The organism is Aristaeella hokkaidonensis (assembly GCF_018128945.1).
Taxonomy (GTDB): Bacteria; Bacillota; Clostridia; order Christensenellales; family Aristaeellaceae; genus Aristaeella; species Aristaeella hokkaidonensis.
This window is the reverse complement of record NZ_CP068393.1, coordinates 651,642-663,964: the sequence shown is the minus strand read 5'-3', so window position 1 is coordinate 663,964 and position 12,323 is coordinate 651,642. Positions and strand designations below refer to the sequence as shown.

Genomic DNA, 12,323 nt, shown 5'->3' with positions numbered 1-12,323 from the left:
TATGGAATATCGTATTCTCATCGTGGAGGACGAGCAGGGCATTGCCGACGCCGTCTGCGCCGCCATGTCCCGCTGGGGTCTTAAGGCCGAGGCAGTCACGGACTTCCGCCGTGTCATGGAGGACTTTGACCGGGTTAAGCCGCACCTGGTGCTGCTGGATATCTCCCTGCCCTTCATGAACGGCTACCACTGGTGCACGGAAATCCGCAAAGCCTCTTCCGTGCCTGTGATCTTCGTTTCCTCCGCTTCTGATAATATGAACATCATCATGGCCATGAACATGGGCGCGGATGATTTCATTGCCAAACCCTTCGATCCGGATGTCCTTGTGGCAAAGGTACAGGCCCTGCTCCGCCGGTCCTACGACTTTGCCGGTTCCGCTCCTGTGCTGGAGCACCAGGGCATCGTCCTGAACACCGGGGACAACAGCCTTACCTGCAACGGGCAGAAGCTGGATCTGTCCCGGAACGAATACCGGATCCTGCTCACCCTCATGCAGAACAAAGGAAAAATCGTAAGCCGTGAAAAGCTCATGGAGGCCCTCTGGCAAACGGATTCCTTCGTGGACGAAAACACCCTCACGGTCAATGTAGGCCGTCTGCGCAAAAAGCTGGAAGCCGCCGGCGTGAGTGATTTTATTACTACCAAATTCGGTGAAGGTTATCTGGTGGGGTAAGAAGATGAAACTGTTCTTACAATATCTGAGGAGCAAAGCCACCATCCTGTTGCTGTTCGCTTGCTTTGCAGGCATCATGGCTTTCTCTTTTACCCTCTATCACCTGCCGACAGAGGCGGTACTCTACCCTGCCGCGCTGTGTGCGGTTCTGGGGCTGATTGCGCTGATCATTGATTATGTCCGGACCCTGCACATGCATAAGCTGATCTCCGCCATCCGGGAGATGGATACGGACCTTCCGGAAGTCCGGAATGTGGAAGCCGCGGACTACCGCGAAATCGTCCGTCTCCTTCGGGAGCGCAACCGGGAAGCCCATACCCGTGCCGCAACGGATATGAACGCCATGATGGACTATTACACCCTCTGGGCACATCAGATTAAGACACCTATTGCTTCCATGCGCCTTCGCCTGCAGCAGGAGGATACTGCCCAGGCCCGCGTCCTGCTGGCCGATCTTGGCCGTATTGAGCGATATGTTTCCATGGTGCTCACCTATCTGCGGCTGGAAGGCAGCAGTACGGATTACGTAATCCGTGAAACGGATCTGGACAGCATCCTGCGCCCGGTCTTCAAGCAGTTTGCCGGGGAATTCATCAGCCGGAAGCTGAAGCTGGATTATACCCCCATAAACATTAAAGTGCTTACGGATGAAAAGTGGCTCTCCTTTGTGGTGGAGCAGCTCCTTTCCAATGCCCTCAAATACACGCCGAAAGGCTCCGTATCTGTATATCTGGAGGATCCTGCCGTTCTGTGCATCCGTGATACCGGCATCGGTATTGCCCCGGAAGATCTGCCCCGCGTTTTTGAGCGCAGCTATACAGGTCTCACCGGCCGGGCAGATAAGCGTGCCAGCGGCCTGGGACTGAGCCTTTGCAAGCGTGTCTGCGACAACCTGGGGCATGGTATAACCATTGAATCTGTACCGGATCAGGGCACAACCGTACGGGTGGATCTGGGCACCCGGAAACTGAATATTGAGTAAATGTGACAGTTTTGTTCGTTTTGCCTCTCTTATTGTAAGCCGATTCGATGGAATGGATCGGCTTTCGCCTTTACAATAAGGGCGTAAACGAAATGTAAGGAGGAACTCGCAAATGAGTCTGCTCGAAGTCAAAGGACTGAAGAAAGTTTATAAAACACGGTTCGGCGGTCAGTCCGTCGAAGCGCTGAAGAATGTTAATTTTTCCGTAGAGGAAGGCGAATACGTTGCCATCATGGGTGAAAGCGGATCCGGTAAAACCACCCTGCTGAACATCCTGGCCGCGCTGGACCAGGCCACTGCCGGCACCGTCCTGCTGGAGGGCAAGGATTTCTCCAGGATTAAGGAGAATGAAGTGGCTTCCTTCCGCCGTGACAACCTGGGCTTTGTATTTCAGGAATTCAACCTGCTGGACACCTTCACCCTGGAAGATAATATCTACCTGCCCCTGGTGCTGGCCGGTAAAGACTATCAGGAAATGAGGGCTACCCTTATGCCCATTGCGGTTTCCCTGGGGATTGAAGACCTGCTGAAAAAGTATCCCTATGAAGTCTCCGGCGGTCAGAAACAGCGTGCGGCCGTTGCCCGCGCCCTGATCACACAGCCTAAAATGATCCTCGCCGATGAGCCCACCGGCGCCCTGGATTCCAAATCCTCTGACGAACTGCTCCGCCTTTTCGCGGATGTCAACCGTATGGGCCAGACCATCCTCATGGTTACTCACTCTGCCCGTGCCGCCAGCCGTGCCGGCCGTGTGCTCTTCATCCGTGACGGTGAAGTGTTCCATCAGCTGTACCGCGGTGAGGAATCCGATGATATGTTCTATCAGAAGATTGTTGACACGCTGACCCTGCTGGCCCAGGGAGGTGAGCGGGCGTGAAGACCTTCTTCTATCCTCGCCTGGCATGGGATGGTCTGCGTAAAAACCGTCAGCTTTCACGACCTTACCTGCTGACCTGCATCTGCATGGTGGCTGTATTCTATATTCTCAGCTACCTGACTTCCCCCATGGCGCTTGCACTTATTGTAAGAGGTGGTTCCCTCGTACACGATATCATGAACCTTGGCCGGTATGTCATCCTGGTCTTTTCCCTGATTTTCCTGTACTACACCTACTCATTCCTGCTTCGCCGCCGTTCCCATGAATTTGGTCTTTACAACGTGCTGGGTATGGGTAAACGGAATCTGGTCCGTATCATCGCCTGGGAAAATGTCATCACCTTTGCTATCGCGATAACCTGCGGCCTGTTCCTGGGCATTCTCCTTTCCAAGCTGGCAGAGCTGGGACTGGTCAACCTGCTGGGCGGTACAATCGACTTTGTTTTCCGTGTCCATGCCGCCTCCATCTGGCAGACCCTCCTGTTCTATGCCCTCATCTTTGGCTTGCTCATGTTCTCCGCGGTCATCCGCACCGCCCGTGCCAATGCTGTTTCCCTGATGAAGTCTGAGAATGCCGGTGAAAAGCCCCCGAAGGGCAACTGGCTGTTCGCCATCCTGGGTGTGCTCATTCTTGGCGGTGCCTACTATATCGCCATTTCCGTCAGCAACCCGGTCACAGCTATCCTGTTGTTCTTCATTGCTGTAGTAATGGTTATCGTGGCAACCTATCTGCTCATGGTCACCGGCAGTGTAAAGATGTGCCGTATCCTGCAGTCAAACAAAGGCTACTATTACAAAGCAAAGCACTTCGTTTCCGTTTCCTCCATGGCCTTCCGTATGAAACGGAACGGTGCCGGTCTGGCTTCCATCTGCATCATCGCCACGATGATTCTGGTCATGCTTTCCACCACCACCTGTATGTGGTTCGGTGCAGAGGATTCCCTGAAAAAAAACTATCCCCGTGAGATTAACTTCTCCGTTAACCTGAACGATCCCGAAAAGCTGATGGACGGCACTCCGGACCAGGCCGCTTCTGCGATCCTGGACGTCCTGCAGAAAAACGGCATTACCCCGAAGAATATCCAGGAAGAGCGGTTCATCAGCCTTAGCGGTGTCCAGGCCGACGGTTTCATCCAGTGTGATTATGAAACAGCCAGCCTGGGAGCAGATTTCAACAGCCTGCGGGAAATCTACCTGGTTTCTCCCGATTCCATTGAAACTTCGGATAATAAGCCTCTGGATCTCGCCGCTGATGAGATCGTGCTGATTACCGACGGCATGGATTATACCGATGATACCCTGACCCTGGCCATGGGCAATAAGACACGCAGCTGGAAAATCCGGCACTATGAACGGAAAGATACCGGCGGCACCACTTCCGGTATGGGTTTCCCGACCATGACCGTCGCCGTTGCTGACCTGACCACTGCCATCGAAGGTCTGGAAAAAGAAAAGGATGCGTCCGGCCGGCAAATTCAGTCCATGTGGAAATACAACTTTGACACTGGTCTGTCCGACGAGGAGAACACCGACCTGAAAATGACCCTGCATTATGACGTCAGGCAAAAACTCCGTGATATCTTCACGGATGATTCCACCAAATGGATCTCCATAGATTCCCGTGCTGAAGGTTCCGCAGATTTCTACGGCACGTATGGCAGTCTCTTCTTCATCGGCATCCTGCTGAGCATCGTCTTCGTCTGCGCTGCTGTGCTGATTATCTACTATAAGCAGATCTCTGAAGGATACGAGGATGCCAAGCGCTTCGATATCATGCAGAAAGTTGGTATGACGAAGAAGGAAATCCGTTCCAGCATCAGCTCTCAGTTGCTGACGGTCTTCGCCCTTCCGCTGGCTTTCGCCGGTCTGCACCTGATCTTTGCTTTCCCGATGATCCGGAAAATGCTTGCTATCCTCAGCCTGACAGACGTCGCGCTCTTCATGCGCACAACGCTCATTAGCTTCGTGGTATTCGGCATCTTCTATGCGATCGTCTACCGCCTGACTTCACGAGTCTACTATCGCATTGTCAGCGGACTCAGTCAGAACGACTAATCCCCTGACAACACACTCTCTTCTCTCGAGCCTGCCATCCCGGCAGGCTCTTTTATTGCCCATCAAAATTCGGAAACTCAATCGGAACACAATGCCCCTAAACTTGTCATCTTGAGCAAGCGAATGAAATGAGCGCGTCGAAAGATCTCCCCGCCCATTCACATTCGGGAACTCAATTGGAACAGCCATACGTCAGGGCGCTAGAGTGTCATTCCGAGCAAGTCCGAAGGACGCATCGAGGAATCCCTTACTACGTCCGAAGGACGCTCATTTTTAAGTTTTCAGTCTTAAGTTTTAAGTATTCATTTTTGATCCATTTCTCCCCTGTGCTATAATATTCCCATACACATCGCTTACCATTGCCTGCTTATAAAGGGGGTTTTGCTTTTGCCACGCAAGCTGTTTTCTCTTCTTCTCTGCGTTATATTCCTCTTCAGCATTGCCTTTGCTGAGGAGCCGTCTGCCATACCTGCCCCCGGCTCCTTCACCGATTTCACAATTCTCTCCACAACAGATATGCACGGCAAGTGCTGGAATACCAATATCCTCACCGGAGCTGCCGAAAACAACAATATGCTCCGGGTTTCCACTGCCGTAAAGCAGATCCGTCAGGAGTACGATCCCGAAAACGTCCTGCTGATCGACAACGGCGACCTTTTCCAGGGTACTCCTGTCTCCCAGGTTCAGCTGCTCATGCGCGCCTCCGGAGAATCCACAGACCAGCCTGCCATGGCCGTATGCCTGAAGGAGATCGGCTATGACGCTTTCGTCCTGGGCAACCATGAATTCAACTATGCCTGGGATATCATGAGCGATACCTATTATTGGCTGGAGGAAAACGGGGTTCCCGTCCTGGCAGCGAATGCCTGTTATGACGGAAGTGACCCGGCCCATGAAGCCGGAGAAAACGTCTTTACGCCCTATGTCATCAAAACCGTCACAGTCAATGGACATGAGCACAAGATCGGCATCCTGGGCTTTGAAAACGTGGATATCACCCGCTGGGATCTGCCCGTCAACTATCCCGGCATTCGTTTTGTCCATCCAGGAAATGATGAATTCTCCAACGCCCGGGAAGCGGAGCTTTACCTTCCCCGCATGAAGGAAGAAGGCTGTGAGTTCATCATCGTCTCCTATCACGGCGGTATCGGGGATACGGATATCAGCCTTTTCTTCGGTGCCAATACTGAAAGTCAGGGAATGCGGATGATTGGGGAAACAGAAGGCATTGATTTCCTGATTGCCGGTCATGACCACTCCACCGGTTATTCCAACACCTTCATCCCCAATGCCGCCGGGAAAGAAATTCCTGTAGTCAACGGCGGCGGCCAGGATCTGACAAAGACCGTTTTCCGCTTTTCCGAGGATGAAAACGGCGCCCTGCAGTGGCAGATGCTCTCTTCCGAAAACCTGCAGCTCCGTGCCTTTGATACAGATTCTGCCCTGGAAGAAAAAATCCGTCCCTACGCTGCTATTGCCGAAGCCGATGTGGAAGCGCCCGTCGGTGTCGCAGGCGGCTACTGGGACAAGAGCAGCGAATTCTATACAAAGCAGACGGATTCCATGGATCTGGTCAGCGCTGCCATGATGGACGGCGGTACCGAAGCCATGCGGCTGAAATACGGCGAATCCGGCCTGGTATCCCTGAAAGCAGCTACCGGTCTGGACCACCTGGACGTGGATATGGCCATAACCTCCGTCAGCAGCACCGGCTTCACCATCTGGCCCGGAAACATCAGCATGAAGGATATCTACCGCCTGTACCGCTATGCCAACAACCTGCTGGTTCTGCCCATGTACGGCCGGGATATCCTATCCATCATGGAAGAAAACGCAAAGAACCGCCTGACAGTACGGGTCATGAACGGAAACGCGTATTTCCATACCATGGGAGATCAGTTTACCAATATCCTTTTCGGCGGTCTGAACTTTGTGATCGATATGTCCAGGTCGGAGGAACACCGCATCGGCATAAAGGATTTTGCCAATGGCCGGGCCTTTGACCGGGATGCTCTTTACCTGGTTGCCGTGAATAACTATCTCCTGGGCAACGAGCGCTGCGGCCTTCGCGCTTTCAGTGCGGATGATGCTCTCTGGTCCCAGCTGGAGGATGGCGGCAGCATGACGATCCAGGACTCCATTGCGGCCTACATCCGCAAGGAAACAGAAGAAAAAGGCGCCCTGACGCCGGACGCCTTTACCTGGTACTGGAAGATTGTCTATTCTGCGGATCCCGCCGCGCTCCCCGCTTACGAAGGAACAAAGGTTGCTTCCCTGGCGCAGAAGCCAAAGGACGGCTATACTTATGTCCTGTATAACGAATCCCAGGGCTGTGCGCTCACTGCCCGTGAATCCAACGGCGGCCTGGATGATACAAAGATCAATGCCTATGGGGAGTTCCTCGTGGATACCCTGCCGGAAAACGCGCTGCTGCTCACAGCCCATGTGGACACGGAAGGCCGCTTCTCATTCTCCGATCCGGAAGGCCGGTATCTTTCCTGCGTCTCCGGCGGCGGACTGAAGCTGACCGAAGGCCCGTCCGAAGATGACCTGAGCCTCTGGCAGCTGGAAGAAGCCTATGGCGGCTGGATCATCGTGAATGTCGGTGCCCGGGACAAGCAGGCACTTGAATTCTACTCCGACCGCTTCACCACCTACGTTCAGGGCACCTCCGGGCAGTATATCTTCAATTTCTATGAGCCCCTCAGCTGAGCAGTTTCTTAGCGATATCGCAAGCCCGGCTGTAATACAGGTTAAATTCTGCCTCACGCGGCACAGTCGGATCAGTTAAATACCTTTTCAGGATAATAACCATTTCGTCCATTAGCGCCATCTGAATATCCCGGCCAAAGGTACTCCTGTCCGGTTTCACAAGCAGGTTTTCATAGATTGTATCCATGAAAATCTGCTTTTGTTTGTCTGTCATGCGGTAAGTATATTCTTTACCTTCTCCGGAATGGGCCATAAACCGGGCAATATCCAGGGCATAGGGCAGAAAGCCGCCAAACTCCCAGTCAATGATATAAACCCGTTCTCCGTTGTATATGCAGTTGATTGGCAGGAAATCACCGTTCTCCATGGTCAGCGGCATATCCTTCAGTCTGTCCAGGTATGCTGCATATGCTTCCCGGAGCAGCGGTTCATTCTGCAGGAACTCCGCCCGTTCTTTCCGGCGGGCAATCAGTTTATCCGCTTCTGTCCTGTCATACTCCCTGTCCATCGGGAATGCGTTCATAATCTCCGCAACGGACCTTCCCGCGGCTGCAGCCGTTTCATCCGTAACTTCCTTCAGGTCATCGCCGGGGATAAACTCTGACAGCATGAATCCGTCAGCAAATCCCAACACCTGCGGAACCGGCGCCCCCGCCGGAAATGACTGATATGTCTTTTTCTCACATTCATAAGCTTCCGGGGCTTCATCATACAGCTTCAGGATGGCTGCCCCGCCGGAATACACAATCTTAAAGACGTCATACCGCTTATGGATATCCGCAAAATCATCGCAGAAACGGTATGCCTCAAACTCGCTGTTCCCCGCCAACTTCTCCAGCACCGGCTTCAGTGCTCCCACATCTTCCGTTTTCTCAAGAAAAATACTCATATATCAAATCCCCATAACCGTTTTTTTCTCAACCAGTTTTGTAACACACTCTCATTATTAAGTTTTAAGTTATTGAGCAGTTGTCCAAATCTTTGATTTGGGCGAAGAGCCGATGACCGCCAGTGGCGGAAATCTCATCGGGCCTGAGGTCAATCGAAAGGGAGCGATCTCCACTGTGTGGAGTTGCGACCATTGAGATTGCGGAATACGACTGCCATGCTACAGCCGTCCATTTCTGCGAGTCTATGACGATGCAGAAATGGAATACGGCGATCGCAAAGTATTAATTATTCATTGATTCTTTTTTCTGCAAGTATTGCAGAGAAAAGAATCATAATTGCCCCCACTACTCCCGCCGCGCTCAGCGGTTCCCTGAGCACCAGCGCAGACAGCAGCAGTGCTGTCACGGGATCAATATAGCTGAGCATGGCAATGGACTGCGCTTTCAGTCCGTCCATGCTGCCGAAATATAGTACATAGGCAAATCCTGTGTGTATAACCCCCACCACAAGCAACAGTATAACAGCGGTGGTGTTGAATCCTGCCCCGTCAATTCCGCCTGTCAGCAGCATATACGGAACCATTACCAGTCCGGCGCACAGCAGCTGAATCGTGGTCTTCCGGTACGCGTCCACGCCGGTGATTTTCTTGTTCATGATAATCACGGAAGCATAGCATACCGCTGCGCCAAGGCCCAGCAGCACACCTTTCAGGTTCCCGGCTCCGTTTCCGCCGCCCTCTGTCACTCCTGATACAAGCACCATACCGATCACAGCTATTACAGCGCAGATCGCTTTTCTTTTGGTCAGTTTTTCCCGGAACAGCAGCGGCGAAACAAGCATCACAATCGTGGGCTGCATATAGTAGCACAGGGTCGCCACTGCGACAGTCGTATGATTGTATGCCTCAAACAACAGCATCCAGTTGATACCGATCACAGCCCCGGAAACTGCCAGCCAGGTCACCGTCTGCCGCGGTAGTTTCTCTCCGGTGCTCATTTTATTTATCCGCGTAAAAGCCAGCAGGAGCAGTCCGCCGAGAATTCCCCGCACAAAAGCCAGGAATGCTGAAGAGCACGGAATATACCGCCTGAAAAGGCCGATTGTCCCGAAAATGAGCATGGACGCAACGATCATGATGACCGATCTGCGATCGTTTGTCTTATCCCCCATGTCATCACCCCGCTGCATTCAGTGTGTTTTTATGCTTTATTTCTGAAGTGATTCAAACCATTTAACGGCGCGTTCTGTCCATCCGGCCATACACATGCCGGAGCCGTCCGCGAAGCCGTGTCCGCCTTCAGGTCCGATTTCCAGCCTGCAGGGAATATTCATACTCTCAAGTACCCTGGCCAGCATCTTCGAATGCTCCGGATTAACCAGATCATCTCCGGCTGTCGCAAAGAGTGCGCAGGGCGGAAAACCTTCCGCGTGTTCCGGAATCTCATAGTCTCCCTTTACTGCTTCCTCACCTGGGCAGCCGAATATCCGGTACTGCCATTCCGTATCGTCCTCATCTTCACCATCATCGTCATCGTCGTACTTCATGCTCACTACGGAATAGACCGGGAAGCTTGCCTCAGGTTTCGGCAGATTGTGGTCCGGATATCCCATCTTCGTATTCCACAGGCAGATCAGGTATCCGCCCGCAGAGAATCCGCAGGTGATATACCGGTCTGCCTGCACATGGAACTGTTCTTTCTTCTCCTGGATCAGCTGCAGCGCCCGGGCAAAGTCATCCATGTTCTTTTTCAGCAGACTGTCTTCTCCGTCCACCTGGTAAGTCAGGATAAACGCATGGTATCCACAGCGGTTGAACTGTTCCGCAATTGGCCAGCCTTCCGTCAGGTTCCACACGTTCACAAATCCGCCGCCGGGCACCACCAGTATAAACGGCCGGTTATCCGCCTCCGGATCGGCTGACGGGAACCACACCAGGCTGACGCCCTTGCGTGCTTCATCCTCTGCACACTCTTCCTCGCTGTACAGCGGATAATACCATTCTCCGGTATCCGCCGCCTCATACAGGCGCTGGATACCGTTATTGATATTTCCGAAGAAGACATGATCTTCTGTCAGCTGGCTCAGCGTCATATTCCATACTTCTTCATTCTTCAGGTTCCTGTTCCGGATCGCGTCCCGCGCAATCGGCCGGATCTTCGGGTTGCTCAGCAAATCACCAAGCGTGTTGAATTCATACGACATAACTTTTTCCCTCCTAACCAGACAAGGGGACGGTTCTTTTGTCCTGTTCCCAACCGTTAATTATTCATTGTTTCCATTGCTTCTTCCAGCGCCTTCAGATCTTCATCCGTCGTTGACCAGCCTGTTGCAAAACGGACTACAGTATGTTCTTCGTCCAGCTTTTCCCAGAAGCTGTAGGCCACCTTCTGTCCGATCTCTTCCATCCATTTGTTCTCCAGGATCACAAACTGCTGGTTGGTCGGAGACTGAATGAAGAACGGTATATCGTGTTTCCGGAAGATCTCCTTCATCTTTTCAGCCATCTCAATAGCATGTCGGCCGATCCTGAAGTAAAGATCATCCGTGAACAGCGCGTCAAACTGTACGCCCAGCAGCCGGCCTTTTGCCATCAGCGCGCCTCTTTTCTTTACGGAAGTCAGGAAGTGCTTCGGCATATTGCCCTTAGTGAACACCACCGCTTCGCCGCACAGGGCGCCTACCTTGGTACCGCCAATATAAAACACATCGCACAGCCTGGCAATGTCAGAAAGGGTCAGATCGGTATCATGGCTCATCAGGCCGTATGCCAGTCTGGCTCCGTCCAGGTACAGCGACATCTTGTATTCCCGGCAGACTGCCGCAATACTCTCCAGTTCCGCCTTCGTATACAGCGTGCCATACTCCGTTGGATGGGAAAGATACACCATCCCCGGGAATGTCATGTGTTCATGGCTTTCGTCGCCGTAATAGACCGTCAGGTACTCCTTCAGCGTCTCTGCCGCGATCTTTCCATCCTTCTGCGGCACCTCCAGCACTTCATGGCCGGTGTACTCAATGGCTCCCGCTTCATGCACGCTCACATGGCCGGTTTTCGCGGCAATCACGCCCTCGTAATCTGCCAGCAGCGTGGAGATAACGACAGCATTGGTCTGTGTACCTCCCGTCAGGAAATACACCTCCGCCTCCGGCATACCGATGGTCTCACGGATCTTTCTCTTGGCGCTTTCGCAATATGGATCCGAACCGTATCCCGGCAGGGATTCCAGGTTCGTCTCAATCAGTCTTTTGAGCACCTCTGGATGTGCCCCGGCAATATAGTCGCTTTCAAAGGAGATCATCTTGGTTACCTCCGCACATGAAATGGTTTTAACGATTAAACAACAGGATTTATCATTCGCTGTATGCTGAATATACTCCTTGCTGCATCATTCGATTTGTCAGAACTGAATCGGCAAAAAGGACGCTGCAACCGCCAGGATCACCGCCGGCAGCAGATTGGCCACCCGGATCTTCTTTCCCCATACCAGGTTAAGTCCGACGCAGAAAATCAGCACAGAACCCACCAGGGACAGGTAGCCCAGGGCGGCTTCTGTCATAATTGGCTTAATGGCTGAAGCCAGCAGCGTCAGGCAGCCTTCCCAGATCAATACCGGAATAGCGGAGAAAGCACAACCTTTCCCAAGGGAGCAGGTCATTACCATCACGATAATCAGGTCCAGAATAGACTTAGTGCCCAGTGTGGACCAGTCTCCGGATATCCCATCCTGGATAGATCCCATAATCGCCATTGCGCCGATGCATACCGTCAGCGATGCCGTCACAAACCCGTTCACAAACTGATTGTCCCTGGCATTGCCCGTCTTTTTCTTCAGCCACTCGCCAAAGCGTTCGAACAGGCTTTCGATATTGATGATCTCACCGATCAGGCCGCCAAGTGCAAGGCATCCCACCACCAGCATGGATCCGCCGCTGGGCAGCAGGTTGTGATGCAGCATATAGTTCATTGCGCCTGCAATGCCCATAAAAAGCGTTCCAATGCCGCAGGCCATCGTCAGTGTCTCCTGATGGCGGTCTTTCAGCAGCTTTCCGAACAGATGTCCGCAGATTCCGCCAACAATGATGGCAGCAGTGTTAATGATTGCCCCGGTCATAGTATTTTCCCCACAATAA

10 protein-coding genes are annotated in these 12,323 nt (G+C 52.8%); 5 read left to right on the top strand and 5 right to left on the bottom strand.

Annotation, left to right across the window (positions count from 1 at the left end):
* Position 1: 1 nt before the first annotated feature.
* The 5 genes from JYE49_RS03125 (at position 2) to JYE49_RS03105 (ending at position 7,301) form a co-directional block, all read left to right on the top strand.
* Complete coding sequence (locus tag JYE49_RS03125) at positions 2-676, top strand: response regulator transcription factor (RefSeq protein ID WP_093956020.1); 675 nt, start codon at positions 2-4, stop codon at positions 674-676.
* Between the two features lie 4 nt (positions 677-680).
* Positions 681-1,658, top strand: coding sequence for a sensor histidine kinase (locus tag JYE49_RS03120; protein WP_093956019.1), 978 nt, complete (start codon positions 681-683; stop codon positions 1,656-1,658).
* A gap of 112 nt (positions 1,659-1,770) precedes the next feature.
* The gene (locus JYE49_RS03115) at positions 1,771-2,535 is read left to right on the top strand and encodes an ABC transporter ATP-binding protein (protein WP_093956018.1); all 765 of its coding nucleotides are present in this window, start codon (positions 1,771-1,773) and stop codon (positions 2,533-2,535) included.
* Positions 2,532-4,589, top strand: a complete 2,058-nt coding sequence (locus JYE49_RS03110; RefSeq protein ID WP_093956017.1) for an ABC transporter permease — start codon at positions 2,532-2,534, stop codon at positions 4,587-4,589. Before JYE49_RS03115 ends, JYE49_RS03110 begins: the two co-directional genes overlap by 4 nt.
* A 387-nt stretch (positions 4,590-4,976) precedes the next feature.
* Positions 4,977-7,301, top strand: a complete 2,325-nt coding sequence (locus JYE49_RS03105; protein WP_093956016.1) for a bifunctional metallophosphatase/5'-nucleotidase — start codon at positions 4,977-4,979, stop codon at positions 7,299-7,301.
* On the opposite strand, the gene JYE49_RS03100 is transcribed toward JYE49_RS03105, so the two are convergent.
* From JYE49_RS03100 to JYE49_RS03080, 5 genes are all read right to left on the bottom strand, one after another.
* Positions 7,294-8,190, bottom strand: a complete 897-nt coding sequence (locus JYE49_RS03100) for a phosphotransferase (protein WP_093956015.1) — start codon at positions 8,188-8,190, stop codon at positions 7,294-7,296. The genes JYE49_RS03105 and JYE49_RS03100 overlap by 8 nt on opposite strands.
* 287 nt (positions 8,191-8,477) lie before the next feature.
* Positions 8,478-9,362: a DMT family transporter gene (locus tag JYE49_RS03095; protein WP_304583301.1), complete on the bottom strand. Its 885-nt coding sequence runs from the start codon at positions 9,360-9,362 to the stop codon at positions 8,478-8,480.
* Between the two features lie 36 nt (positions 9,363-9,398).
* Positions 9,399-10,394, bottom strand: a complete 996-nt coding sequence (locus JYE49_RS03090) for an alpha/beta hydrolase (RefSeq protein ID WP_093956013.1) — start codon at positions 10,392-10,394, stop codon at positions 9,399-9,401.
* A 56-nt stretch (positions 10,395-10,450) separates the two neighbouring features.
* Positions 10,451-11,491 carry a threonine aldolase family protein gene (locus tag JYE49_RS03085; RefSeq protein WP_093956012.1) on the bottom strand — a complete coding sequence of 347 codons (1,041 nt, stop codon included), beginning with the start codon at positions 11,489-11,491 and terminating at the stop codon, positions 10,451-10,453.
* A gap of 99 nt (positions 11,492-11,590) precedes the next feature.
* Positions 11,591-12,304 (bottom strand): DUF554 domain-containing protein, encoded by a 714-nt coding sequence (locus JYE49_RS03080; protein ID WP_093956011.1) that lies wholly within the window; start codon positions 12,302-12,304, stop codon positions 11,591-11,593.
* Between the last annotated feature and the right edge of the window lie 19 nt (positions 12,305-12,323).